We start from the raw sequence: 24,691 nt of genomic DNA on the forward strand, positions 1-24,691 counted from the left end.
GGTTGGCATGAACGACGCTATCGAACGCCTTGCCGACGGCACCCTGGTCTTTCTACCAGAGCGACTCAATCGTGATCCCGCCGTATTGCGCGGGTTAACCAATGATGAGATGTGGGTGGCGCTCGGCACCGGTGCCATCATTGGTCTGCTGCTGGGCGTTCCTCTGGCGATCGCCATCGCCTCCATTGCCGTGGCGCCGACCAGCATGATCGCAGGCATGACCGTGGTGTTATTTGCCAGTGGCACGCTACTGCGCCGGGCCAAACGGGCTCGCCCCGAGACCTGGTTGTACCGCAAGCTCGAATGGATACTCGCCAGCCGTTGGCGCCTAGGGCGCGGAAGTTTGATCCTGCACTCCGGCGCCTGGGCGGTTCGCCGTTCGCGTCGACTACGCCCTGCCCTGTCCCGGTGGCAACCATGAGTCGATTTCGGAACAAGGTCGATGCCCAACAGGCCCATATATTCAGCCTGCGTCTGGCGGTAATTATCCTTGCTCTAGTCTGTGCCGGGCTCTGGTACGGCTGGCGCTCGGCACCGACCGATCTGACCGTACATGTGCCACCGGATCTGCGCTCAGGCAGTACTCGTAAGTGGTGGGATATTCCCTCAGAGAATGTGTATGCCTTTGCCCTCTACATCTTTGGTCAACTCAACCGCTGGCCTTCGGATGGCGAGCAGGATTATCGCCGCGCTATCTATGGCTTGCAGTCCTACCTGACACCCGCCTGCAAGGCCTTCCTCGACGGCGACTACGAGTACCGCAAGGCCGCTGGTGAACTGCGCCAGCGGGTGCGTGGCGTCTACGAAATTCTGGGCCGAGGCTATAGCGAAGATCCGGAACTCAGGGTGAAGCAACTCGATCGCGACAGCTGGCTGGTCAAGCTCGACCTCAACGCCGATGAGTATTACGCCGCGGAACCGGTGAAACGGGTGGTGGTGCGATATCCATTACGCGTGGTGCGTTTTGATCTGGATCCCGAGCGCAACAAGTGGGGGCTGGCACTGGATTGTTATCAGGGCACTCCGCAAAAAATCGCCCTGCCTGGAGGTGAGCCATGAAGCGGATGTTTAATCTGGGACTCACCGTCGAACTGATGCTATGGGGAGCGACAGCGCAGGCTGTCGAGCTGATGCGCTGGGAACGCCTACCCCTCGCGGTCCCACTGGTGATCAATCAGGAGCGGGTGGTCTTTGTCGATGAGGATGTGCGAGTTGGCGTCCCCTCAACCCTGACGGGCAAGCTGCGCGTGCAATCCACCGGAGGCACACTGTACCTGCGCGCGTCGGAAGCCATTGCCCCGACCCGCCTGCAACTGCAATCGGTCGCGACGGGCGAGATCATCCTACTGGATATCGCGGCCACGCCTGGTGATCTACCGCTGGAGCCCGTGCGTATTCTCAAGAATGCTCCGGTGCAGGCTACCGAAACGGAATCTAGCACCGCCCTTGTTCCAGATCGTACGCCGATCCCAGTCGCCTTAACGCGCTACGCCGCACAGTGCCTGTACGCGCCGCTGCGCACTGTGGAGTCTCTGCCCGGTGTACGCCGCACCCCGCTGAAACTTCGCACCGAACTGTCGACTCTGCTGCCCACCGAAAACGTGTCCAGCACGCCCATCGCCGCCTGGCGACTCGGTGATTACTGGGTGACGGCGGTGAAGTTGCGCAATCGTGGTCCAGAAACGGTGCAACTCGATCCGCGTCGGCTTCAGGCCAAGCTATTCGCCGCGACCTTCCAGCACGCTTTCCTCGGACCTGCCGGCAGCGCTGAAGACACCACGATTGCCTACCTTGTCACCCGCGGTGGCGGCCTTGAACAAGCCGTGCTACTCCCGCCCGTTGCGCGAGGTGCTGACGATGAAGGCTAACGCCTTGCTCAAATGGCTGGTACCGGCGGCGCTACTGGCCGTGGTGTTGATCATCCTGAAAACTTGGGTCGCGGGTGGCAGCACGCCCTCTCCAGAGAACCCAGTTGATCAGGGCAACATTCAGTTATCCGCCGAGCAAGCCAAGTCGCTCGGCATTGCTGGCGATACCCCACGCGACACGGTTGCCACCCTGGTCGGGCAGGTGAAGGCCATGCGCAGCGACATGCTCGGATTGAAGAAACAAAACGATTCACTGCAGACGGAGAACTACCGCCTGCGCGAGCGGGAAAACAACGTCGATTCGCGTATCCAGACGGCGCTTGGCAGCGTGACCCAGCAGGTCGACGAAGGCCGCCGCCAATCCAACGAGGCCCGACTCAAAGCGGAACAGGACAGTCGTCAGGCTCGCGGTCTGCTGACGCAATTGCAGGAGCAGTTGTCGGGGTTGACCGGCAAAGGCAAGGATATGCCAATCGGATTGGGGCTTGAGCCGGGCGACGGTGCGCAGTTCGAAGGGCAGCATTCTGCCAATGATGCACTGCAGTGGATTGAACCTTCGGATGCTTCGCCCACCGACGCCCGAGGCAACACCAAGACCTCCTCTGCACTGAGTCTGCCTACCGCCTTCAACTCACTGGAAGGCTTGAAAGATAATGCTATTGATCGCAGCCAGAAACAGCTACATGCAGTCACCAAGGGGGAGCGTGACCTGACGCGATCCGTTGACCGTACTGAAGGCGCGAAGCCGGTCTACACCATTCCTGAAAACGCCACGCTGATGGGCTCGGTCGCCATGACCGCGCTGATCGGCCGAGTCCCGGTGGACGGCACAGTGAATGATCCCTACCCCTTCAAGGTGTTGGTCGGCCCCGAGAACCTGACCGCCAACGGCATCGACCTGCCGGACGTCGCGGGAGCCGTGATGAGCGGCACGGCGTCCGGTGACTGGACCCTGTCTTGCGTACGCGGACAGGTCGAGTCGATCACCTTTGTGTTTACCGATGGCACCATCCGCACGGTGCCTCAGCCGAAGGCGGTAGCCAGCCGCAATGCCTCCACCACCCAGAGCACGAACACCGACAAGATCCGCGGTGGACTCGGTTACTTGTCCGATCCGTATGGCATTCCGTGCATTGCCGGCGAGCGCCGCTCGAACGCCCAACAGTACCTCGGCAGCCAGAGCCTGATCACTGCGGCCGGCGCGGGTGTCGCCGCCTTGCTCGGGGATGAGCAGAACAACAGCAGCGTGATCAGTTCGGGCGGTAGTACGCTCGGGGTTACCAACAGCACGGGCAACAGCGCGCTGAATTCAATTCTCAGTGGTGGGGTCAGCGACATCCGCGAGTGGGTCAACAAACTGTATGGCGAGGCCTTTGCTGCCGTGTACGTGCCACCGGCCGCACAGGTCGCACTGCACCTCGACCAAGAGATCACCATCGACTACGAGCCCAAGGGCCGGAGCGTTCGCCATGAAAAAGACCATGCCTCCCTGCCTGATCTGGATTAGCGTGCTTTGCTTGCTCCTGACGGGGTGCGCCACCGACAAGGACACGCTTCTGCCCCATGGCGAGCAAACCATGCTGGACATCTGGAACGGCGCCGGTTCGCAAGGCACTCAGCAGCAACTGCTGGATGCTCGGCAGCAGTTACGCCGTCCGCTGGCCCAGGCGAATTTATCCGCCGCTCTCCAAGAACCGTACACGCGTACAGCGACGAACGAGATCCACAACTTGTTCCCTCGTCTGCCCAATCCCGATCTAGTGCTGTACGTGTATCCGCATTTGAGTGGTACCGAGCAGGCACCAGTGCCGGGTTACTCGACTGTCTTTCCGTTCTACCAACGTGTGCAGTACGCATTGCCGGGTGAACGTCAGGAAGACTTGTAGTGCGTAGCGGCGATTCGGGCAACCACACTTCTACGTGGAAAGCCTGGCGCAACCCATTACGCCCTCGTGCCACGTTGGCCGATGAAGCCGCACTCTATGCGCACCATCCCAGCTTCACCGATCATCTGCCTTGGGTCGAATACCTCGACACCGAGCAGTGTTTTCTGCTCGATGATAATCGCTCGGTGGGCGCGGTATTCGAGTTGCTGCCCATCGGCACTGAAGGGCGCGAACCTAATTGGCTGATGGCGGCCCGTGATGCCCTCGAAGATGCCCTGCAGGATAGCTTTGACGAGCTGCATCAAACGCCTTGGGTCGCGCAGTTTTTCTGCCAGGACGACAGCGACTTCACCCCCTACCTGACCCGGCTCACCGATTATATTCAGAACAGCGCGCGAGGCACGGTATTCACCGAAGCGTACCTGGAACTTACTCGCCGACATCTGAAGGCCATCGCCAAGCCCAGCGGTCTGTTCGAGGACAAGGCCGTCACGCGCCTGCCTTGGCGCGGAAACAACCGCCGGGTGCGCCTGGTGATCTATCGCTGGCTTGAGTCTGACGGCGAGGAGACGGGACTCACCCCGGTGCAATCCCTGCAACAGGCTTGCGAACGTATCGCGGCTTCGTTGCAGGCGTGCGGGGTGCAATCGACGCGAGTCGATGGCCGAGGTCTGTATGCCTGGCTGCTGCCCTGGTTCAATCCTGCGCCCACACTAACCAATGAGGCGCCCGAGGAGTTCTACCGCCGCGCGGCCTATCTGGAGTCGGGCGACGGTGAATCGCTGGAACTGCCCTTTGATCATGACTTCGCCGAGCGGCTGTTCTTCAACGAACCGCGTTCGGATGTGCAGCGCGGACTCTGGTTTTTCGACGATCAGCCCCACCGGGTGATTGTGGTGGACAAGCTGCGCCGGGCGCCCTTGATTGGTCAACTCACCGGAGAAACCCGCAAGGGCGACGCAGTGAATGCCCTGTTTGACCAGTTACCCGAAGGCACGGTGATGAGTCTGACCCTGGTGGTCAAACCTCAGGATGTGCTCGAAGACCAGTTGAACCGCCTGGCGCGCAAAGCCATCGGTGAAAACCTGGCCTCGACCCAGACCCGTCAGGATGTCGAAGAAGCTCGCGCGATCATCGGCCGCCAGCACAAGCTATACCGAGGTACCCTGGCGTTCTACGTACGCGGTCACGATGAACAGCAATTACACCAGCGCTCGGTCAGCCTGGCCAACGCGCTGTTGGGCGCGGGGCTGCAACCGGTACGCGAAGGCGATGAAGTCGCCGCCTGCAACAGCTACCTGCGTTGGTTGCCGATGGCTTATAACCCGGCCCGTGACACGCGCAACTGGTACACCCGCCTGATGTTCGCCCAGCACCTGGCGAACCTCGTTCCGGTGTGGGGCCGTAGCACCGGCACGGGGCATCCGGGTATCACCCTGTTCAACCGCGGCGGTTCGCCACTGAGCTTCGACCCTCTGTCACGCCTGGACCGGGCCATGAACGGTCATCTGCTGTTGTTTGGCCCCACCGGTGCTGGCAAGTCGGCCACCCTGGTCACCCTGCTGATGCAGGTCATGGCGGTGTACCGCCCTCGTCTGTTTATCGTCGAGGCCGGCAACTCATTCGGCTTGCAGGGCGACTACTTCGCGACACAGGGCCTGTCGGTCAACAAGGTCCAACTGAAACCTGGTGCCGCGGTCAGTCTCGCTCCCTTCGCCGATGCCTGGCGCCTGGTCGAGCAACCGGATCAGGTGGCGAGTCTGTCGATTGATGAGCTGGACGATGAGTCGGTAGCCAATCGCGAAGACCAGCGCGATGTTCTCGGTGAACTGGAAATCACCGCCCGGCTGATGATCACCGGCGGCGAGGCCAAGGAAGAAGCGCGCCTGAGTCGAGCTGATCGCAGCTTGATCCGCGAGTGCATTCTCGATGCGGCGCAGACCTGCGTCACGGCGGGCCGTCAGGTGCTGACCCGCGATGTGCGCGACGCCTTGCTGCGCGTCGCTGCCGATCCGCACTTGCCGGAAAAGCGTCGTGAGCGCGCCCAAGAAATGGGCGAGTCTATCGACCTGTTTTGCCAGGGTTTCGAGGGTGAACTGTTCGATCGCGAAGGCACACCTTGGCCCGAGAGCGATGTGACCATTGTCGATCTAGCCACTTACGCTCGCGAAGGTTACGAGGCCCAGATGTCCATCAGCTACATCAGCCTGATGAACGCCGTGAACAACCTCGCTGAGCGCGACCAGTACCTGGGCCGACCGATCATCATGGTCACCGACGAAGGCCATATCATCACCAAAAACCCGTTACTGGCGCCGTTTGTGGTCAAGGGCACGAAGATGTGGCGCAAGCTCGGCGCGTGGTTCTGGCTGGCGACGCAAAACCTTGCCGACTTCCCCACCGCGGCGCAGACCATGCTCAACATGATCGAGTGGTGGATTTGTTTGAATATGCCGCCGGCGGAAATCGAAGAAATCGCACGGTTCAAGAAACTCACGCCGGCACAGAAAGCCTTGCTGCTGTCCGCCAGTAAGGAACTAGGCAAATACACGGAAGGAGTGGTGCTGTCGAAGAAACTCGAAACATTGTTTCGAGCCGTGACGCCCAGTCTTTACCTTGCCCTGGCCATGACGGAGCCCGAGGAAAAAGCCGAGCGCTGGACACTGATGCAGAGCACTGGCTGCTCGGAATTGGAGGCGGCTTACCGGGTAGCTGAACGGATCGATAGGATGCGAGGAATTAAGTCAAACGGAACTGACTCTAGGTTTCGATCAGTCCGGTAACGAATCCTTGAACACCTTCTCCACGTAGGCCTGCATAAACCAGTCAGGGACCTCATCAGCCCTGAACTCAAGGTCAGTTCCGTCCGTTACTTCAGCGAGCAGCACCAGATCAGCACCGGAGTTATCAAAAATATAAGCCCGGTTCGAGGCCGCGACGGCCGATGGCAATAGGTTCAGGCAACGACCGTATCGCTGGACAATTTTCTCGGTGGGTACCGGGTGCCCACCTGCCGCGACACGGTTCTTGACCCGGTTGATATTGATATCTGGGTCTTCAGTGGCCACAAAATAGAGGTAGGTTCGATATCCCGACGCTTTTGCCTTAAGCATAAAAGCGACTTTGTCCTCGCTAGACATCACCGTTTCGAAGGTGAAAGACAACTGGGCTTCAAGGAGCTTGTGCCGCATGAAATCAGAGAGCACGGAAGCAAAATAGGAGTTCATCGCGACGGACTGGAAATTCAGGCCGTTATTGCTGAAGCCTATTTTGGATGCCTCTTCAACGAGCTGGGTCGACCGAATCAGTCGGTGCGCCTTGATAAAGCCGAGAACCTCGTCACCTTCGACTTCCAGTTGAAAATCGCTGAACTCCAGGCGTCCGCCCTCTTTGGCAGCCTTTTCGATTTCATCCGGGTTGATGTAGATCCCGATCAGGTGGGAAGGGACCGCGCTTTTCATTGTGCTTTTACCGGAACCATTAGGGCCGGCAAACACCCTCAGCCGAGGGACGGTCATGAGCAGCGATGCACCTTGATAATCCCGCCCAAGGTCACTTTATGCTTGGGCTTGGCCACTCGAATAACCTTGTGCTTACCGTCGGCAGTCGTCTCAACTAGCTTGCCGTCCATGATTTCCATTACGCTGCGTCCGGCCGCCAGCGCGTTGATATAGGCCGTATTGATCGCACCTTCAGCCATGGCTGGGATTTTACCCTCCAGTCGGCTCACCAGATCGTCACTCAACACTTGGTCGGCTTTCATATCGCGCTCCACGTTCTCAGAGCGTGCAGAATCTGCACTTATCAGAATCCTAGCTACGTAAATCTGTTTATCACAGACCAACGCCACTTCTGTCAGATCTCCATTCTAGAGGAATGGAACCTGGAACCATACCTTCCAGTAAATTTTCCCGTGTAGGCCATATCGTCAGGGTTGGAGCCGCACGGCTACGGTGAAACGCCTTGAAGCCGTTGCTGAATTCTCAATAAAAATCCTGCTTCGAAAGCATCCTGAGATTCTCCTGCCGGACAAGTCTTACGTGCCTGCGCCAGTTCCCACCACAGCGGTACGTCACCAGGTGTATTAAGCCAGGCCTGGGCGCATTGCACGCCACGTTCGATCATAGGCGCAAATTCGCTGCCCCACGGTGTCAGAAGACTCGGGCAGCCGTCCGCCGCCGGAATTGAAACGTAATTTTCGTCCATAGACACCTTAGCTTTCGATTATTTATTAATGCTCGGTCTGTTCTAAGCAGCATAGAAACAAAATTGACACTCGGCTTAAGCATCAAAAAAGCCCGAATCAGAGCCAATGTAGACTATATCCCGTGGATTGAGAGTCCCTCAAGGCGCAGTTTGCGCGCATGACTCAAGACTACGAACAGCTTCGTCTGCAACTGGCGGAAAACATCCGCTCTATGCGGCGTGTGAAGAACCTTACCCAGGAGCAATTGGCGCTCATGGCCGAGGTGGATCGTACCTATGTGAGTCAAATCGAACGGGGGGTAGGCAATCCGTCGTTATTGGTCCTCTGCAAACTCGCCAACATTTTCGAGATCAAAACGGATCAGCTGCTCATTGAGTCTGACGTGCTTGCTCGTACACTGAGCGCTGAATGACCATCTGCTGATCTAGAAGATCGTTATAAACCGACAATCCTGCGTTCGGCTTTCTCACTGACACCCCTCTCTCGATTATTGAACCTGTCCAGGCCATACACCCAGAGCCTGGATCATGTCTGCTGCCCGCCCGCACATTTCGCCCCAGAAACTACATCCGTTGGTGCTGAGCATTCTGCTGGCATCCGGGTCAAGCGTAGCGCTGGATACCGGCAACATTACCGCCTCCGTACTTTCTCCAGACTGCCTCGAGTACAGAGTCGTCGGCATCTGCTTTTGGTTGCTCTGCACACCCTTCGGCTGCACCGTAAAAACCTCAACCAAAGTTCGTCACTTCATTCCTGAGCTGGTGGTCTCCAGCTATGCCACCACCGGTGCCAATCCTTGGACCGAGATGGCCGCACTCTCCTCTCCCATCAGCGGTGCGGAAGGTGGTGGTAACCTGATCACGCCGAACACGCAACGCGACAACCTACCTCGTTTCAAAAATGTTGATGGCATCGGCCACCCCGGAGGCTGGGCCGCCACGCAACTGGCCTCGCAATCTGGTTACGCATGCGTCAGCGGCGCCACGGCATTCTTGCCCTACTACCTGAGCACTTGGGACTCACTGGCCTGGCGTCATGGCATCCCGGAAAGCCTCTACCCCGAGTCACTCGTGCCGGGAATCCGTGAAATCGGTCGTCAGCTCGCGGGAAACATGTGGGGCAACGTCTATCCCCGGCAAGGATTTTTGGTGCAACCCGACGACTTCAAAGCCGCTGCGGTGATGGCGCAGCGAGCGGGTGATGTTATTACCCGCAACTGGCAACCGCACGTGTATGTCCCGCTCACACCCGTACCACGCGATGGTTATTGGCCGCCTGGCCCAATCGTTGAAAACGACGCTTCGACCCACAAATGGCAATTGCTCTCCCCCGTGGTTCAACCCACATGTGCCATCTTCCCCAGCGATTCGGTGCAGAGCTCGGATGGCGGCTACGCGTGGTCGCTGTGGCGTCCCTACAGCTGCTGCAAGCGTGAGGGACAGACCTTCCTGTTCAGCATCGACTTCGAAGGTGGTGCTTCATGAGTCGGCTTCTTGCAGGACCATGGTTGGGCCCGATGAGTTTGTTGCTCTGCGGACTGCTCGCCGTGGCCACGCATGCCCACGCCGCCGAGGACGATTACCGTCTAGGCACTCAAGGCGAAGTGCTCGACGACCGGGTGATGTACACCATCGGTGGCGGCTCGGCAGCGGGCTCGCCGAGCTCGCTCTATCGCCCCAACGGGCTCGGTGTCGGCGGATCCTGGCAAGCGAACATGATGTGCGGAAACATGAGCCTCACCAATACCTTGCAAAACCAGTTGAATGGCGTCACCGAAGGGTTCCAGCAGATAATGGGCAACATTGTGCAGAACGCGACCCAAGCGGTGATGTCGCTGCCGGCGGTGATCATCCAGCGCGCCAACCCCGGGCTTTATGAGTTGTTGAGTAACGGAGTGATGCAAGGGCGCATCGACTTCGACCGTTCCAAGCTGACCTGCCAAGCCATGGCCGAGAAGATGGCGGACAAGGTCGGTCAAGCCGGCTGGGGCGCATTGGCCAAGAACCAGGAGATGCAGGGCAACCTCGAAAAAACCGGTGGTGATGCGGTGGCCGCGGTGAAAAACACCGAGGCCCGTAACGGCAACAATGGGGTGTCTTGGGTCGGCGGGCAGAAGGCTGGAGGTAGCGGACAAACACCCATCCGGGCAACCTCCGATGTGGTGCGCGCGGGCTACAACCTGCTACATAACCGGTCGGTGGATGACAGCGCCTCGATCAGTAGCAGTGATTGCCTGGGCGGCGCTATTTGCGAGACATGGAGCTCCCCCCAAGAGGAATCCGAATGGGCTGTTCGAGTGTTGGGCGAGACCGAAGTCGCGACCTGCGACACCTGTGAGACTCTGCGGGCTACCGCTGGCAGCGGACTGACGCCGCTGATCCAGGAGGCCTACAGTGAACACCTCAAGACCCTGCAAGGATTGCTGTCCGGCTCTCTGCCGCCTACCCCTGACAATCTGAGCAAAGCCTCCAGCCCGATGCTGCCGGTGACCCGTGGTGTGATCGAAGCCCTGCGCGACGATCCTGATCAGGAACTCCTGGCGCGGCGCCTGGCCAGTGAGACGGCCCTGTCCAGCGTGCTCGACAAAGCGCTCCTTCTATTGCGCACGCTGCTGGCAGGCAGCCACGAACCTAACATCGCTTCCGCCGAACCGGCCCAAACGGCCTTGACGAAAAACATCGACACGCTGGAGCGCGAAATACGCCTGCTGCAGACCGAGCTGCAAGTCCGGCAAATGTTGGCTACCAATACCGCCAGCCTGGTACTCGATCGACATACCGGAGGTGCCGATGCTTCGCGTACCGTCGAGCAAGGCGACCCTGAGCCGGGTCGATTCAATGACGCTGACGCCAGGCGCAAGTGAAGCCATGAAACGCTCACAGCTATTCACTCTGCTTTCAGGTCTGGGGATTGCCGCGGTGATGATTCTGACCGCCGCACTGGTCGCCTGGATCGGCCGCACTGCGCTGGTTAGTCTCGAGGTCTGGCAGCAGGCATTGGAATCCGTACGGCCTTATCTGCGGTGGTGGCGCGCCCTGCTCTACACCGCCCTCTTTGCGCTCTGGTGGGATCTGCTTCGGCGCTACCGACATCGACCACAGGATCGACTGCGCGTGAAGCACATCGGGGCATTAGGGCTCGTGCTCTTTACCTGCGTCGAACTCACCCGGTTGTGAGGTCGCCACTATGCTCATGAGCACCAACAGCTACCTGGAATTTTACCTATCCCTGCTGGCTTGGATCATCAACAACGGCCTCTGGAGCGTCCTGTCCGACACCGGACTGTTCGCCGCGCCCTTTGGTGCAATCATCGTGCAAGAGTGGTTGTCGGCCCGTCAGCAAGGCGCGGACGAAGGCAACAAAGGCCTGCTCTCGGTGCCTCGGATCGAGAACCGGTTGTGGCTGGCGTACATAGTCGTGTTGTTCGGTTGCGCGCCGGTCTTTCCGTTGAGCCTCGCCTCAATGGCGTTCGATGATGCGGCGAGTCAGCGCTGCGGCGTGAGTGTGGCCAAACCGACGGAAACCGCCTGGGGGACGACCTTCAATACTATCGGCGAACGCTCCGCCAACGTGCCGATCTGGTGGTTTCTGGTGCATGCCTTGAGCAAAGGTGTGACCGCGGCGGCCACCGCCTCCATCCCCTGCGCACCGGATATCCGGCAGATGCGCATGGAGATCGATAGCTCGCGCATCGACAGTCAGGTACTGCTGCAGGAAGTCGCCGACTTCACTCGCGACTGCTATGGCTATTCCCGTTCTCGGCTGTTCACCAACCGCCCGCAGTTGGACAAGGCACAAAGTCACGACGCGTCCTGGATCGGCTCAAGCTATTTCCTCGACACTCCGGGCTACTACAACACCGATCGCTCACGTACACCGCGGGTCAGCTGGCCGTATGACGAAAGCCGCGATGTTTCCTTACCGCGGCTGGAGAATGGCGCGGGCTACCCCACCTGCAAGCAGTGGTGGAGTGATAGCGGAGTCGGGCTGCGAGAGCGTTTGATCGAGCAAGTCGATCCTTCGCTACTGACTCAGTTGAAAGGTTGGTTGACTGGCCGCTCAAGCACCGAGATCGAAGATGCCACCCTTCGCGAACTGGTCAGCCCTCGCCAACAATCGATGTCCATGTCGCCCGGACAGGTGTACCAAGACTATGGCTCCAGTGCTCGCGGTGGGTCGATCAATCAGGGACTCAATAACTTGGCGACCAACACTGGGCTGGCCCTCGGCTCCTTCAGCAACTTTCCGGCAATGAATGCGCTACGCGCCGCCCTGCCCATGGTGCAGGCTTTCCTGATCATGGGCGTCATCATCAGCTTGCCGCTGATCCTGCTGGTCAGTACCTACCAGCTAAAGACTGTCATGACGGTGACGTTCGCACTGTTTACGTTGCACATGCTGACCTTCTGGTGGGAGTTGGCCCGCTGGGTCGACTCCAGCATGCTCGATACTTTGTACAACCAAGTGTCGGCCTCCAGTCAGATGCTTTTGTCGCTGCCGACATCCGGATTTATGGATGGGACCGTCACAGCGCAGGTGATTGAGTATGTGATGGGGGCGATGTTCTTGGTCCTGCCAGGTCTATTTCTAGTTGCTATGAGCTGGGCAGGCTATTCAATTGGCAGCGGCCTTGAAGGGATGCTAGGAAGTGCGAGCAAGGCCGCGCATGGTGCGGCAGGCAAAGGCACAGATCAGTTGATGGGAGCTACGAAAAGGATCATCTGACGTCACTACTCGATAATTTGGAATGCCCGATGTAATGGCCGTTGTCGTCGTAATTGCCTAGATAGGAGTTGGCCCCTAAAAAGTCTGGACCTGGATCATTGCCTTCAAGCTTCGCATCAATGACAGCCTTGGACACCAGAAGCCCAACTACAGCAATCATCGTCACCACAGAAGCGACCAACCAGAAACCGATAAAGAGCAACCCGAGGATGAGTGCCAGCTTCGTAACCAAAAAGCTCCCACGAACCAATAGCCCGCCAGCAGGCATACCTGTCGCCACTGCACGTTTAACCACACGAGATTCAAATCCTTTTAACCTGCGATAAACACGTTTTACCGACATACCGCAGGCATATGCCCAGCGATGCGCGCGGGAGATTTGAACTGGCTGCTGAGCCGGCATGATTGCGCCCTCTTCTGAGCGTATTCCTGTGGAAATCGTGATTACAGCCTACTACTGAAAACCGCCCATGCTTAACCGTTTATCAGCTTATTCGGTCGAAAACTCTTCACTGGAAGACAGAAGACACTCCTCGTACAACAGCGCCTCTAAGGCCGTTGACCCATCCAAATCATCCAGCTACATAGAGGACACGGATCGCTGTTTTCGACAGCACCTTCCCAGGTAGCCAGAGCCTTTAAGGCTACGTCACTCCGGTGATGGTTCCCCCAAGTGCGATTAGCGTTCGGTGGCTCGCACGGTCACGTTTCACAGTGATGAACGCCTACTTCTCTCCCGAGCGCCTTTCCGGTTCTGCTCGTCCCAACCCTCTTGTTTTTCTTAAACCCACTGCGGGGAATTCTTTTCCCTATGGGACAGGTTTCTTCGCTCTCAACGGAGGTACACCATGTCCGACTCACTCACTTCCGAAACACTGAATAGCCTGCGCTTGCCCGTTGTGTTTACTCCAGACGCATGGCAACGCGCAGTACTGCTCGACGGTTCAAATCATCCTGAAAAACTGCAACTCGATAGGCTGAGCAACGTGGTCCGCGCAGCCTTAAAAGCTCACCTGGCCGATCCAAATGCACCCTACGTGGTGTTCGAGGTAACCAAAATTGCCTCAGCGGGTGACACGAGTCATGAACCGTTGCTGCAACTGAGCCTCAGCCTGCTTCAGGCGCCGGACCAGCCTGATGCCTTATTGATAGCGCTTGCGGAAGAGCATCAACGCTGAACGCATACACACTCAGACTGCACGTAATCCTGCATCAATCCAACCCAACGCCCACCGGGGAACCCTTCCCCGACGGGCAAGGCGTTCCTCCGATTTCTCTCGAGGAAAATGCCATGCGTAATATCTACCAAGACGTGACTGACAAAATTGTTGCCGCGTTAGACCAAGGCGTAGCCCCCTGGATCAAACCGTGGTCCTCAAGTGACTCAGCTGCCGTCGATCATCACCAACCCTATCCCATTAACGCCATCACACAGCGCCCCTATTCGGGCATTAATTTACCGTTGCTCTGGGCCGAGGCCAGGCTGCAGGGGTTCGTTCAAGATCGCTGGTTGACCTTCAACCAAGCCAAAAAAGCCGGAGGGCACATCCGTAAGGGTGAGCACAGCACCCTGGCAGTGCTCTACAAGCCGATGGAGCGCGAGGAACAGACCGAGTCGGGTCAAGCCGTACTCGATGAAAACGGCCAGCCCAAGGTCATCCACTTTGGCATTCTCAGAACGCACTTCCTGTTCAACATCGAGCAAACAGAGGGGCTCGAAACGCTCAACGAAAACGTTCTTGAGATGGAACCGAGCGATCCCTTCTTCCCAAACAGCGCGGCGGAGGAACTGTTGTTAAGTTCAGGCGCAAACATCATTCATCGAGCTGCTGACGAAGCTTTTTATCACCCGATCAGGGACCTCATCCAACTGCCGACAAAAGCGCAATTTCACGATCAAGGTGGGTACTACGCCACCGCATTGCACGAGCTGACGCACTGGACCGGACATCACTCTCGATTAAAGCGCGAGGGCGTGACCTCTCCTTGCCCATTCGGCTCGCCAGGCTACGCATTTGAGGAATTGATCGCCGAAATGGGTGCCGCTTTTTTATGTGCCTACGCGGGTATACAGGGAGAGTTGCGCCACGAGGGCTACATCGACTCTTGGCTCGGCCTGCTCAAGGCTGATAATCGCGCGGTCTTCCGAGCCAGTGGTCAAGCCCGATATGCTTCGGAGTATGTGCTCGACCTGGGGCTGCAACGGAAACAGATGGTCATGGATCGCCCGCAACGCACGAACGACAGAGCTTGATCGTTACCTCACTGCAGCAAACTCTTCAAAGGGTCCAACATAAGTTGGGCCCTTTTTTTGTCCAGAAAAAGCCTCATGCCATAGGGCTCTGATGCAGAGAGCAGGCAAGTAAATACGCCCGCAGCATGTCATTCCGCATCTAGATTCTGTGCCAGATAATTAACCAGATCCAGCGGACTACGGCTGTCGATCACCTTGTAGATAAGATCGCGTTTGCTACGCGGAAGCTTCTTGACCACGCTCTTCGCCGAGGCCCTGACGGCTTCGTCTGTTCCATGGATACGCGCCGCGAGTAGCAGCACGAGCGTGGCGTCAGTGAGGTTCATAGCAAGACCCGATAAAATTCGCACCGCAGTGTAACGACACTTTCCGTTTTTTCACCAGCACACGCATCCAACAAAACGGTACCAGGACAAATCGATATTCCGATTGCCGCACAAAGGGACACCCGGCAAAAGGACGGGCAAGGGTTAGAAGGGGAATGGGGATTCAAGGGTAAGAGCCCTATCCGAAAAGGCTAAAAGGCCATTGACCCTACCATTTCTTGGGAGGCCACGATGCTCAGTCTGTTTCGCCGCAAAAGGCAGAAGCCCCCTCCGCAATCAACCATAAACGTCGCTGAAGGTTACCTGCCCGTCGAGCCGTCCCGTAACTTGTTAGCCGCGGAGCACCGCCGCCAGATGCTCGATCGCATCTGGCAGTACACCGCCCTCTCCTATTCGCAGTTCAGCCAGCTCTATTTAAATCCGATCCATCGCTACGCCGAGCTGGTCCAGCAGTTTCCAGCCAGCGAGACTCACCATCATGCTTATCTTGGCGGCATGCTCGACCATGGACTGGAATTGGTCGCCTGTAGCCTGAAACTGCGTCAGTCATATCTGCTTCCCTCCGGCGCCGCGCCCGAAGACCAAGCCGCCCAGACCGATGCCTGGTCGGCTGGCATCGCCTATGGCGCCCTGCTGCATGACATCGGCAAGATCGCCGTGGACCTGCTAGTAGAGCGCCAAGATGGCCATGTTTGGCATCCTTGGCAGGGTTCCTTGGATCAGCCGTATCGTTTTCGCTACCTCAAGGGTCGCGACTATCACCTGCACGGCGCGGCCGCAGGCTTGCTCTACGCGCAGATTCTTGACCAACCTATCCTGGACTGGCTCAGTGATTTTCCGCCGCTGTGGGCGAGTCTGCTGTATGTCCTTGCGGGTCAGTACGAACGCGCCGGCGTGCTCGGTGAGTTGGTGATGCAGGCCGACCGTGTTTCCGTCGCACAGAACATCGGCGGTAACCCGAGCAAGGCGCTGCAAGCGCCGGTTCATTCGCTGCAACATCACTTGATCAGCGGACTGCGTCATCTGGTTCAACACGAGCTGAAACTCAACCAGCCGGGTGCCGCGGGATGGCTGACCCAGGACGCACTCTGGCTGGTCAGCAAGACGGTCACGGACAAGCTGCGAGCCTATCTGCTGTCGCAATCGATTGAAGGCATTCCCTCGTCTAACCTCGCGGTGTTCGACGAGCTGCAATCGCATGGATTGGTTGAGTCCACTCCGGAAGGCAAAGCCATCTGGACCGCGCTCGTCGCCCAGGAGAACTGGGAGCAAATCTTTTCCTTTCTGCGCCTTCAACCAGCGTTGATTTGGGGGAGCGAAGAGCGCCCCGAGGCTTTCAACGGAACGGTAAGCGTTGCACGCGATGACAATCAGCCCAACACTCCGGCATCACCTGCAGCGCCCGAGACTGTCAGTACAGAATCTCGTCAAAGCCCATCGCAGCCCGAGCCACCGCAAATGGAGGATGCCGACTATCTCGGCACGCTGCTGGATATGTTCGAGTTGGAAGAGCCTGAGGCCAGTTATGCGCCATTAGAAAGCGCTCTCGAAACGTCAACCCCTCCTTCGGATAACGCTGGCCAGGCATTCTTGGATTGGGTCAAGGAAGGCATTCTCAGCCACAAGCTGATCATCAACGACAGCAAGGCTAAAATCCACACGGTGGGTGGGAGTGTGTTTCTCGTCACGCCTGGTCTCTTCCAACGCTACGCGCAGGAGTTTCCCGGTATCTCTCAGGGCGCCTGCCAAGAGATCGAAGAATGGCGTTGGGTGCAGAAGCAGTTTGAGAAACTGAAGATTCACAGAAAACGTGACGATGGCTTGAACATATGGATCTGTCAGATCGAGGGTCCTCGGAAGAAAGCAAATCTCAAAGGCTATTTGCTGGATACTCCAGCGTTGTTGTTCAACATTGTGCCTTCCGACAATCCCTTTCTTAAAATCGAAAAAAAATAATTTCAATGACATCCCGTGTTGGGAATCAGATCGCAGAGTTGGCTTTGGAGTTCACACACGCTGCGTTATCGTTCTATTAGCTATCCCGAGGCACTCCTCCTCTTTTCGTCAACAGCAACCTCGGATCGACCGCAGCCTTCGCAACAGGTAACAATCAGCCAAGAGCGACGTCTGGTTTGCCTCCTAATTGCAACTAGCCCACCAAGTTACGATGAATCTGATCATAAAAAATGCGGCGCAGTGTGCAGCCTTGCCTCTAAGTCGAGTATCAGTGCACTTGCAAGCGCTTTGGCTCCAAAACGCCATCGTGTGCCATTGCGTCGGCTTTATCGATACAGGACACCGATGATGGAAACAGCATCGAGCACCCTTCTCAGCCCAATATGTTCAGCGTCGACAGCAAGAACATCCGCTAAGCCCAGCCCACCAATAGATTCAAATTGGCGAAGATGTTGCAGCGGTGCAGGGAGCTTGGCCCCTACCCGCTTAAATAGGCTGCTGCCATCGTCGAGGTGCAACGCAACATATTCGTCGAGATGCGCATCGAACTCGTCCATGGCAATGGCTGCACCACCCAGTGCGATTTGATCAGGGAGTGCGAGGGGTACGGCGCTATCCTCTTTGATACGGTACGCAGACTGGATTTTCTGAATCTGAGGAACTGCAGGTACCTGCACGGCTTCATTTTTGGAGCTGGGCACGAAGTCTAGGCTACCGAAGAACATTCCCACAATCGGATGCAGCAGCAACTGGTTTTCGTGTAGCAACTGTGTCGGCGGGCTTTTGCGTGGATCAGGCGTTTCGGCGGCCAGAGCGACAAATTCTGAGTGCTGGGGCTTCAGCAACCGGCGAGCAAAAACATCTTTCCCCGTGCGTGCAATGACAATTTGTCGATCCGTTGGGGCAGAAGCCGCTATCTCTACAATCGCCACGCTGCCCTGTGGCCCCGCGAACCCTAATGCGTTCGACCTGATGTAGAAGAACGCTTTGGACTGGAACCAGTCGGAGGTAATTTCCTCAAACTCAACTTCCTGAGAGTCGCCCACCGTGGCACCTCGCACAAACGCTTTCAGAGAGGCTCTGATGGAAACTCGAAACTCTGATACTTCAGCAGGACATAAAGAGGCCATAGTGGTGGAAGGTATGGCTAATGGCTCGCGGCGGTTGAAGGTTCGAAACTCCTCATGCGCACGTTCTACGCCTTTACGTAGTCGCTCAAGATGCTCCTTGATATCAGACACATCCTGTGGGCGGATTCTTTCTTTATCTCTGTGATGGGATTTGTTGAGCAGCCCTAGAGTTGCAGAACCATCGTTCAGCGCGTGATCGTTGACAAAGCCCTTGATGATCGGGCTCTTGAACAACTCATTAGGCGGGTTCTTGATCAGGCCGCGCAGTCGGCTTAGATGGTCACCGAGTGTAGGCGCAAAGCTGACCGTCGCGGCTGCGGGGTACGCACGGTCATCAAACAGGTCCCCCATACGCCCCTCCAGAAATACACGACATTCTGCTAGATAGTCCTGCGCCGCCCCAGGATCGTCGGGGTGAGCCTTGAACTGTTCAAACGCCGTCTGAACTCTGGAAACGCTGGGTGTCAGGAAGATAGTGCCTCGGGTGGCTGTAGCAGGGTGTACATACTGATGGTTAAAGGGAACTGACTTGCCCTGCAGACGTCTGGCTACTGCTAGGGCGAAGCGCGTGTCATGTGTGGTGATGATCAATTGCGCACTAGCTTTGTATATTTCATATAAAGCTTCAGCAAGCCTATCGCGGTTATCCCCATCAAGCAGTTCTTGGGGGTCATCCAGCAGGAGCAACTGCAAGCCTCCGCGCTCGCTGAGCATGTACTGCCAGTAAGCAAGATAAAAGCCCAGAAGGCTTGCGCGTAGAGCTGACGCGTTCGACACGTGCTGCGCTGGTGCGGCGAGCCTGTTAGCACCGACTAGCAGTTGCAGTTCACCGTTGCTGCTCATTCGGGTGTCGACAAGCTCCAAGCTGGTTGAGGGAAAGGCACTGGAGTAAATCTTCTGGCGCCAAGCGGTAGCGCTGCTACGTAACCTCCGTTGCAGCAGCAGAACTTGCTGCTCCGCCAAATCACCTACCGTGACACACTCTTTCAGCGCCAAGCTTGCTTCGCCATAGGCTTTCAGCCGTTGTTCAAAACTCCGACGTTTCTTGAGCTCAGCCACCAGCCGCTTTTGCTTCACGGCGGCCTCGTCGACAGGGGCTATCGCTGCGACCACGGCTTGCAACTTTTGCAGTAGTCCCATGAGTGAACTTGGTACTGTCTCGCGCTCGGCAGTCGCCTCTTGGCCAACGACCTCCGACATGAAGCTGTTCCTCGCCAACGTGGCATGTTTGCGCCATGCGGGGTAGGCCAACGCGCGCTCAACCCGATAGATAAGTTGATTGAGCGTTTTGAGTTCAGCGCGTCCCCCTCCCAGTTCCGGCGAAGCAGTAAAATTAAATTTAGGAAAAGACGCTAAGCTATGATCGCAGGCTTCGGCAACGCTCTGTTTAAGCAGCGCTAGACTTCCGATAAAGGCTGTATCAAGAAACAGCTCGTCCACAACTGCTTGACGTAGTAGTGAAGTCGGACTTGCTGAAAGGTCGCGTCTTACCTCTGCTGCGATAGCAACCGGGAGTCGCGTCGTGATTTGACCGATGGCGTGATTCGCCCAAGCAGTGAAGGTTTGCCCTGCATAGTCCCCCTCCTTGGCCGCCCCATTTATGTGGTCTTTAATCTTTAGCCCTGTGATCTCATCCACGACGTCGATTAAACTGTGGCCACAGATCGCACAACTGTTCTCGTCCTGCAGGCCGGGGTGTTCCCGTATCCAAGTTGCAACCCGCGCATAGAGTCGTACACGCGCTGCCTTGTTTGGCTCGGCATCAATCTCAACAAGCTCCTCTGCTTCTTTACGCACTGCTGCGATGAAATCCCTAACGGGCGCCGCTTCATCATCCGATAGCTTGGTCAATCCACCCAGCCGCGCAATTGAGGGAAGCGTGCCGAGTTTGCCAACTGCATTCAGTGCCGGTGCGATGCTCTTCATCAAGTCGCTCCGTTGTCTCTCATCCTGAGCATCGAATGTGTCGCCTAATACCTGTTTCGCGTGATCAAGGCCGGACGTCTTGAGCATTTCGAGCTCAGAGGCAAGTTGATCGAGCTTGGTCTCAAGGCACGCATCGTCTGAAGGTAGTGGAACGGCTTCTTCGTCAATGGCCAACGTGTGTTGATGGATCAAATCCAATAGGTCGCTACGGGTGACGATATAGGCCTCATCAGAACCCTCTAGCTCGCTGCGTTTAATTTTTGTCAGGTCGCCATCAATTTTCTTTTTGGCTTTATTAGCGTGGTTAGCCAATTGTACCAGAGGTGCCATACCCGTGAGCTCTGATACCGCCTTGCCCAATGCGGAGGTAGAGCCAACCTGCACATAGGGAAGGATGCCGGGAATCGTCGTACCAACCCGCGTGCTGATTGGGTCGAGACCCATCTCGTCCAGACCAGAGACTTCTTCCTTCAAGGTATTGCGCGCGACGCGCCTCAGGCTCCTACGAACTCGGTAACGCTGCTTATCTTGATCTTCAAACACCAATTCCACCCAGGTATTGACCGGAATCGCCTGCGCGGTAAGCGACTCCAGCGTCGGGTCAGGCAGCGGTACTACTGGTGGAGCTGCATGAGTGGCGACTTCATCAACTTCAAAATCAAAATCCTTGCTGCCGGACTCTGGTGGTCGCTGTGGTCGTAACACCTCCCCCGTCAACGCCCAGATGATGGAATTGATCAGGGATGTCTTACCGCAGCCGTTGTAGCCTTCGAAGAGCGTCACACCACTTTCGATGTTAAAGGCGAAGTCGTTTGGTTTGGCTTGGGTGGTTCCAGCATGATGGAGACCGGCGAACTGATGCGCTTGGATCGAGGCGAGCGAAAATATGCGGGGAGAGTCTGGTCGGCTGACATGCGCAGCTGGGTGGTGGGAAGCGGGCAAAGCTAGAGCGGCGTCGACTATCGCCTCCACGTCGGTGGTTTGAACGTTGGCCGCCCATCGCGTTTTATTTTTGGTGTACCAAAAAAGCACGCCACGCGCCGTGCTGGATTTAAGCTGGAAGGTACTTCCATCATCGCCCACACCGACAGATAAACCTGCTATTAGGTCTGCGCAAAGGCTATCCAGGGTATGTAGGTGAAGTGGGCGAGTCGCCGTGGTGGTCATGTCCTATTCCCATTTTTTGGTGCGCTGAGAATAGACCTGATAGTAGCTATACGCCACTTCCTAATCCATCCGTGCAGGTGCAGTCGTCTGCCGCAACAGGGTCTTACCGGAGTAGCGCGGTCTATAGCACTCACACCTCAAAATATCGGTAGGAAGTTCGTCTGTCATTGAAGAAGGCGAACTTACAGTACCAACGGCTGTTTCTGCTCAACTTCTGCCGGTCAAGGTCAGCCAATGCTGATCAAATCCGACGCAAACGCCTCGTCAGTTCGAATGAAATTGACTGAGTGGCAATGCAAACGGGTGGTCAAGTGGAGTGCAGTTGCGCACCTGCGCTCAGTCGGTGTGGCGATACGGCCAATGAGCTAATCGGAGATTGCTGACAATGTACTGTTTGAGGTGCGCCCCCACCACCACTCAGGCTTGATCCAAGGTATCCTGCCCAATATTGCGGGCAGCTTGAGGGGAGCATCCGCCCTGACCGGAGAGAAACATGTACCTCCCAGAGATAGAGCTGTGGCTGGATCAATTCAACAAAGACCCTGCTGACCGCCCGCTGGCAGAACTATTGCTCTCTAAAGTCAATTACATGAATCACACCGACGTAAGAGTGACCTTGAAGAAAAGGATCACTCGTGTGTGCAAAAACAGCCCCTCCTCCGCTATCTACGTAGAGCGAGAGCTTCAGCGCACAAGACATAAAAAGGGTCTACCGCCTCCCATGTACAGGGAGGAGAAAGTACCGAGCAAGAAACCTAGAAGGCGAGTTGCCCTGAGAGCCGTAGGCGCGGCAAAACCTGCAGTACAGTCATTGAAGAACAAGCGCCAGGTGATTGGCAGCGAAGGTGTGTTGGCACAGGCCCTTTCTTCCTTGTGCGTCCAGCATGCTCATAAACTTATGTTCCATCCGTCAGCGGATGAGATACGGGACAATGGTGTGAGGAAGCTCATCATCGTGACTGATTTCATTGGCAGCGGTGACCGGGTCAAAAGGATGTTGAGTTCTTTCTGGCGAGTCAGGAGCATCCGTAGCTGGAGGTCGTATGGGCTTGCTGAGCTAGTCGTAGTCGCCGTCAGCGGCTCGAAGCCCGGCATTGAAGCGGTGAAGCGCCACCCCAGCAAGCCAACCGTCATAACTTGTTACCCTTGCCCCACGATTTTCGATTCATTCGACCCGAGTGAAAGCGATCAGATACTGACGCTCTGCGCTGACTACGGAAGCTTCTCTGGAGATCCTCTCGGTTACGGGGAGGTAGGGGCGCTGATGGCCTTTGAACATTCCGCTCCGAACAATATGCCCGCGATCTTTACGGAGCAAAACATTAGCAATGTCAGACCTTGGAGTCCTTTGTTTATCAATCGCTCTACAGAAGCGTTTTGGTTGAACCCACCGTACGATGAGAAATCAGTCGATCTGAAATTTGAGACACTGGGGTTGCCCACCATCCCCCAGTCAATGACTTACAGACAATTCAACAACGCACAACGCGCAGCTGTCTTGATTACTGCTGCGGTTTCTAAGGGCAGAAGAAGTCACATTGAATTGATTGCCGTCACAGATTTCCCCGTGAAAGTTCTGTTCCAGTCAATGGAGATGGCTGAAGAGCTCGGCTTGATCAACCACAGAGCACGCCTCACACAAAAAGGGCGTGCATTGCTCGACAGTTTGAGTCCACGCCGAAACAAGACGACCCTAGTCTATGGATCGAAAACCCACTACTATCCAACTCAGCTGAGAGCTCCGATTTAGCGGAATCTAGAATCCTCTGCAATTGGTAGAGGCTGTAGGAAGCAGGCTATGCTGTCCGATGGAAGAACATTCGCATTACAGGAGGTTGGGTACCTCGCATCTTCGCCGGCGGAGTCTTGCGGGCTTCGAGGCACCCATCCGCCAGAGCGGAATCTAAGGTAGATGAATCGCTGGAGCTCTCAGCACTACATTCGAATTGGCAACGATCAAGGCGTTGCCCCTGCCATCCTCAAAACGGCAGCCGAAACAGCTAAGCATTTGCATAAATGCAACCCGAATTTCCCCCCGGTTTTTACACTACGGCATTTGGCGCATTACACAGGTGTACCTTACGGTTTCCTGCGAATGGTAGTGGCGAGAAACAAGCAGGTAGAGCCTTACCGGGTCTTCAAGCTGAAGAAGCAGGTGAGGAGTTTTGGCCGTGAACGGTTTCGCTTCGTGTGCGCCCCTCACCCCTACCTCCTGAAAGCTCAGCGGTGGATTAACAGGGAGATCCTGGCAAAGATCCCTGGCCACGAAGCAAGCTATGCTTACAGCCCAGGGAGCAGTGTCTACGACGCTGCCAGCATGCACGCCGGCTGTAGATGGCTTATCAAGCTGGACGCCACGAACTTTTTTGAGTCAATTCTAGAGCCAAAGATTTACGAGATATTTAGAACCATTGGGTACCAGCCTTTAGTGGCTTTCGAACTGGCTAGGGTTTGCACGCGTACACGTCCTTCTGGCAATCCGGTGTACTCGAACCGGGCAGATCCAAACAAAAAAGGCTTGCCATACAACACTGTGCAGATAGGCCACCTGCCCCAGGGCGCGGCCACAAGCCCCCACCTGTCCAACCTGGCAGCCCGTGACCTAGATGAGAGTCTTAAAAACTTCGCGCTTCTCAACCAGCTCATATACACCAGGTATGCTGATGACCTTACGTTCTCTTCAACTGAAGAGTTTGTCAGAGAGGATGTTGTAAAAAAAATCCATGAGATCTATGGATTCATGCGGGCTAATGGCTTGTGGCCGAACAAAAGCAAAACGCAGATCGTGCCGCCAGGTGCACGGAAGATCGTTTTAGGACTCTTGGTCGACGGCGCCCAACCCAGGCTAACCAAGGAGTTCAAACAAGAAATTCGTACCCACCTCCATTTCCTACAAAGATCCGATATAGGTGTCCGAAAACATCTGAAAGCCCGAGGCTTCGATTCCTTTTGGGGATTGCGCAACTTCTTGGTCGGCAAACTCTCGTATGCAAAATCGGTTGAGCCGGAATGGGAATCTAAAATGAATAGGCTGTTCGTTAAAATCAACTGGGACACTTGAAGCATTCAGCGACCGCCTTTAGCGACCGATAAAAATGTTATGGCACAGCCACTCATGGTGGGCTGCAACGTGTCCTTTACCGACCTTAAGCATAGGCAGCAAGCGGCCAACAACTGCCGCGTATGGAGGTGACGCCCTTGTTGAATGGCGTCGGTCAGTCATTTGATACCTCCCGAAGTCTTCCG

General features: G+C 56.5%; 22 protein-coding genes. 16 read left to right on the forward strand and 6 right to left on the reverse strand.

All coding sequences use genetic code 11. The annotated features are described in order from the left end of the window. Positions 1-7 precede the first annotated feature (7 nt). The 6 genes from AD666_RS24590 to AD666_RS24615 are packed head-to-tail and all read left to right on the forward strand — an operon-like array spanning position 8 to position 6,537. Positions 8-421 carry a TIGR03750 family conjugal transfer protein gene (locus tag AD666_RS24590; RefSeq protein ID WP_053158191.1) on the forward strand — a complete coding sequence of 138 codons (414 nt, stop codon included), beginning with the start codon at positions 8-10 and terminating at the stop codon, positions 419-421. Beyond that, positions 418-1,059 (forward strand): PFL_4703 family integrating conjugative element protein, encoded by a 642-nt coding sequence (locus AD666_RS24595; RefSeq protein WP_053158193.1) that lies wholly within the window; start codon positions 418-420, stop codon positions 1,057-1,059. The genes AD666_RS24590 and AD666_RS24595 overlap by 4 nt, the downstream gene beginning before the upstream one ends. Continuing rightward, the gene (locus tag AD666_RS24600; RefSeq protein ID WP_053158196.1) at positions 1,056-1,868 is read left to right on the forward strand and encodes a TIGR03749 family integrating conjugative element protein; all 813 of its coding nucleotides are present in this window, start codon (positions 1,056-1,058) and stop codon (positions 1,866-1,868) included. Before AD666_RS24595 ends, AD666_RS24600 begins: the two co-directional genes overlap by 4 nt. Further along, the gene (locus tag AD666_RS24605; RefSeq protein ID WP_053158199.1) at positions 1,858-3,375 is read left to right on the forward strand and encodes a TIGR03752 family integrating conjugative element protein; all 1,518 of its coding nucleotides are present in this window, start codon (positions 1,858-1,860) and stop codon (positions 3,373-3,375) included. The genes AD666_RS24600 and AD666_RS24605 overlap by 11 nt, the downstream gene beginning before the upstream one ends. Next, the gene (locus AD666_RS24610) at positions 3,338-3,754 is read left to right on the forward strand and encodes a TIGR03751 family conjugal transfer lipoprotein (RefSeq protein ID WP_053158202.1); all 417 of its coding nucleotides are present in this window, start codon (positions 3,338-3,340) and stop codon (positions 3,752-3,754) included. Before AD666_RS24605 ends, AD666_RS24610 begins: the two co-directional genes overlap by 38 nt. Beyond that, positions 3,754-6,537, forward strand: a complete 2,784-nt coding sequence (locus tag AD666_RS24615) for a conjugative transfer ATPase (protein ID WP_053158205.1) — start codon at positions 3,754-3,756, stop codon at positions 6,535-6,537. The genes AD666_RS24610 and AD666_RS24615 overlap by 1 nt, the downstream gene beginning before the upstream one ends. Here AD666_RS24615 and AD666_RS24620 read toward each other — a convergent pair. The 3 genes from AD666_RS24620 to AD666_RS26360 all read right to left on the reverse strand — a co-directional run bounded on the left by AD666_RS24620 (position 6,526) and on the right by AD666_RS26360 (position 7,960). Then, positions 6,526-7,272: a zeta toxin family protein gene (locus AD666_RS24620; protein WP_053158208.1), complete on the reverse strand. Its 747-nt coding sequence runs from the start codon at positions 7,270-7,272 to the stop codon at positions 6,526-6,528. The genes AD666_RS24615 and AD666_RS24620 overlap by 12 nt on opposite strands. Next, on the reverse strand, positions 7,269-7,517 hold the full coding sequence (locus AD666_RS24625; protein WP_053158211.1) for a hypothetical protein: 249 nt from the start codon (positions 7,515-7,517) through the stop codon (positions 7,269-7,271). Before AD666_RS24625 ends, AD666_RS24620 begins: the two co-directional genes overlap by 4 nt. A 185-nt stretch (positions 7,518-7,702) precedes the next feature. Beyond that, complete coding sequence (locus AD666_RS26360; protein WP_082339956.1) at positions 7,703-7,960, reverse strand: LasR-specific antiactivator QslA; 258 nt, start codon at positions 7,958-7,960, stop codon at positions 7,703-7,705. A gap of 158 nt (positions 7,961-8,118) precedes the next feature. Between AD666_RS26360 and AD666_RS24630 the strand changes: the two genes are divergently transcribed. The 5 genes from AD666_RS24630 to AD666_RS24650 all read left to right on the forward strand — a co-directional run bounded on the left by AD666_RS24630 (position 8,119) and on the right by AD666_RS24650 (position 12,686). Further along, a complete protein-coding gene (locus AD666_RS24630; RefSeq protein ID WP_047703579.1) occupies positions 8,119-8,373 on the forward strand; it encodes a helix-turn-helix domain-containing protein in 255 nt (84 codons plus the stop codon). Between the two features lie 115 nt (positions 8,374-8,488). Beyond that, positions 8,489-9,445, forward strand: a complete 957-nt coding sequence (locus tag AD666_RS24635; RefSeq protein ID WP_053158215.1) for a TIGR03756 family integrating conjugative element protein — start codon at positions 8,489-8,491, stop codon at positions 9,443-9,445. Continuing rightward, entirely contained in the window at positions 9,442-10,824 is a 1,383-nt protein-coding gene (locus AD666_RS24640) for an integrating conjugative element protein (protein ID WP_053158219.1), read from the forward strand. Before AD666_RS24635 ends, AD666_RS24640 begins: the two co-directional genes overlap by 4 nt. 4 nt (positions 10,825-10,828) lie before the next feature. Then, positions 10,829-11,137 carry a hypothetical protein gene (locus AD666_RS24645; protein WP_053158222.1) on the forward strand — a complete coding sequence of 103 codons (309 nt, stop codon included), beginning with the start codon at positions 10,829-10,831 and terminating at the stop codon, positions 11,135-11,137. 10 nt (positions 11,138-11,147) lie between these two features. Next, positions 11,148-12,686, forward strand: a complete 1,539-nt coding sequence (locus AD666_RS24650; RefSeq protein WP_053158225.1) for a conjugal transfer protein TraG N-terminal domain-containing protein — start codon at positions 11,148-11,150, stop codon at positions 12,684-12,686. Here AD666_RS24650 and AD666_RS24655 read toward each other — a convergent pair. Further along, positions 12,679-13,089 carry a DUF3742 family protein gene (locus AD666_RS24655; RefSeq protein WP_053158229.1) on the reverse strand — a complete coding sequence of 137 codons (411 nt, stop codon included), beginning with the start codon at positions 13,087-13,089 and terminating at the stop codon, positions 12,679-12,681. The two genes, AD666_RS24650 and AD666_RS24655, sit on opposite strands and share 8 nt — an antisense overlap. Positions 13,090-13,534: 445 nt before the next feature. On the opposite strand from AD666_RS24655, the gene AD666_RS24660 reads away from it, so the two are divergent. After that, positions 13,535-13,864 (forward strand): hypothetical protein, encoded by a 330-nt coding sequence (locus AD666_RS24660; protein WP_047542309.1) that lies wholly within the window; start codon positions 13,535-13,537, stop codon positions 13,862-13,864. Between the two features lie 113 nt (positions 13,865-13,977). Beyond that, on the forward strand, positions 13,978-14,940 hold the full coding sequence (locus AD666_RS24665) for an ArdC family protein (RefSeq protein ID WP_053158232.1): 963 nt from the start codon (positions 13,978-13,980) through the stop codon (positions 14,938-14,940). A 128-nt stretch (positions 14,941-15,068) separates the two neighbouring features. On the opposite strand, the gene AD666_RS24670 is transcribed toward AD666_RS24665, so the two are convergent. Beyond that, on the reverse strand, positions 15,069-15,266 hold the full coding sequence (locus AD666_RS24670) for a hypothetical protein (protein WP_053158235.1): 198 nt from the start codon (positions 15,264-15,266) through the stop codon (positions 15,069-15,071). A 231-nt stretch (positions 15,267-15,497) separates the two neighbouring features. Here AD666_RS24670 and mobH point away from each other — a divergent pair, with 231 nt between their 5' ends. Then, the gene (mobH, locus tag AD666_RS24675) at positions 15,498-17,222 is read left to right on the forward strand and encodes a MobH family relaxase (RefSeq protein ID WP_053158238.1); all 1,725 of its coding nucleotides are present in this window, start codon (positions 15,498-15,500) and stop codon (positions 17,220-17,222) included. A 326-nt stretch (positions 17,223-17,548) separates the two neighbouring features. Here mobH and AD666_RS24680 read toward each other — a convergent pair whose 3' ends face one another. Beyond that, positions 17,549-21,445 carry an ATP-binding protein gene (locus AD666_RS24680; protein ID WP_053158240.1) on the reverse strand — a complete coding sequence of 1,299 codons (3,897 nt, stop codon included), beginning with the start codon at positions 21,443-21,445 and terminating at the stop codon, positions 17,549-17,551. Positions 21,446-21,938: 493 nt separating this feature from the next. Between AD666_RS24680 and AD666_RS24685 the strand changes: the two genes are divergently transcribed. Both AD666_RS24685 and AD666_RS26365 read left to right on the forward strand, forming a co-directional pair. Further along, entirely contained in the window at positions 21,939-23,195 is a 1,257-nt protein-coding gene (locus AD666_RS24685; protein WP_053158243.1) for a hypothetical protein, read from the forward strand. A 162-nt stretch (positions 23,196-23,357) separates the two neighbouring features. Then, positions 23,358-24,506, forward strand: a complete 1,149-nt coding sequence (locus AD666_RS26365) for a reverse transcriptase family protein (RefSeq protein WP_082339959.1) — start codon at positions 23,358-23,360, stop codon at positions 24,504-24,506. Positions 24,507-24,691: the final 185 nt, after the last annotated feature.

The sequence above is a fragment of the Pseudomonas sp. Pf153 genome (genome assembly GCF_001269775.1).
Taxonomy (GTDB): Bacteria; Pseudomonadota; Gammaproteobacteria; order Pseudomonadales; family Pseudomonadaceae; genus Aquipseudomonas; species Aquipseudomonas uvaldensis.

Bases quoted from the DNA above. Each gene is read 5' to 3' on its own strand.
- AD666_RS24600 (WP_053158196.1), top strand. From the start codon at position 1,056: ATGAAGCGGATGTTTAATCTGGGACTCACCGTCGAACTGATGCTATGG.
- AD666_RS24610 (WP_053158202.1), top strand. From the start codon at position 3,338: ATGAAAAAGACCATGCCTCCCTGCCTGATCTGGATTAGCGTGCTTTGC.
- AD666_RS24660 (WP_047542309.1), top strand. From the start codon at position 13,535: ATGTCCGACTCACTCACTTCCGAAACACTGAATAGCCTGCGCTTGCCC.
- AD666_RS24605 (WP_053158199.1), top strand. From the start codon at position 1,858: ATGAAGGCTAACGCCTTGCTCAAATGGCTGGTACCGGCGGCGCTACTG.
- AD666_RS24625 (WP_053158211.1), bottom strand. From the start codon at position 7,517: ATGAAAGCCGACCAAGTGTTGAGTGACGATCTGGTGAGCCGACTGGAG.
- AD666_RS24665 (WP_053158232.1), top strand. From the start codon at position 13,978: ATGCGTAATATCTACCAAGACGTGACTGACAAAATTGTTGCCGCGTTA.
- AD666_RS24640 (WP_053158219.1), top strand. From the start codon at position 9,442: ATGAGTCGGCTTCTTGCAGGACCATGGTTGGGCCCGATGAGTTTGTTG.
- AD666_RS24590 (WP_053158191.1), top strand. From the start codon at position 8: ATGAACGACGCTATCGAACGCCTTGCCGACGGCACCCTGGTCTTTCTA.
- AD666_RS24630 (WP_047703579.1), top strand. From the start codon at position 8,119: ATGACTCAAGACTACGAACAGCTTCGTCTGCAACTGGCGGAAAACATC.
- AD666_RS26365 (WP_082339959.1), top strand. From the start codon at position 23,358: ATGAATCGCTGGAGCTCTCAGCACTACATTCGAATTGGCAACGATCAA.
- AD666_RS24595 (WP_053158193.1), top strand. From the start codon at position 418: ATGAGTCGATTTCGGAACAAGGTCGATGCCCAACAGGCCCATATATTC.
- AD666_RS24655 (WP_053158229.1), bottom strand. From the start codon at position 13,089: ATGCCGGCTCAGCAGCCAGTTCAAATCTCCCGCGCGCATCGCTGGGCA.
- AD666_RS24680 (WP_053158240.1), bottom strand. From the start codon at position 21,445: ATGACCACCACGGCGACTCGCCCACTTCACCTACATACCCTGGATAGC.
- AD666_RS26360 (WP_082339956.1), bottom strand. From the start codon at position 7,960: ATGGACGAAAATTACGTTTCAATTCCGGCGGCGGACGGCTGCCCGAGT.
- AD666_RS24635 (WP_053158215.1), top strand. From the start codon at position 8,489: ATGTCTGCTGCCCGCCCGCACATTTCGCCCCAGAAACTACATCCGTTG.
- AD666_RS24620 (WP_053158208.1), bottom strand. From the start codon at position 7,272: ATGACCGTCCCTCGGCTGAGGGTGTTTGCCGGCCCTAATGGTTCCGGT.
- mobH (WP_053158238.1), top strand. From the start codon at position 15,498: ATGCTCAGTCTGTTTCGCCGCAAAAGGCAGAAGCCCCCTCCGCAATCA.
- AD666_RS24685 (WP_053158243.1), top strand. From the start codon at position 21,939: ATGTACCTCCCAGAGATAGAGCTGTGGCTGGATCAATTCAACAAAGAC.
- AD666_RS24650 (WP_053158225.1), top strand. From the start codon at position 11,148: ATGCTCATGAGCACCAACAGCTACCTGGAATTTTACCTATCCCTGCTG.
- AD666_RS24670 (WP_053158235.1), bottom strand. From the start codon at position 15,266: ATGAACCTCACTGACGCCACGCTCGTGCTGCTACTCGCGGCGCGTATC.
- AD666_RS24645 (WP_053158222.1), top strand. From the start codon at position 10,829: ATGAAACGCTCACAGCTATTCACTCTGCTTTCAGGTCTGGGGATTGCC.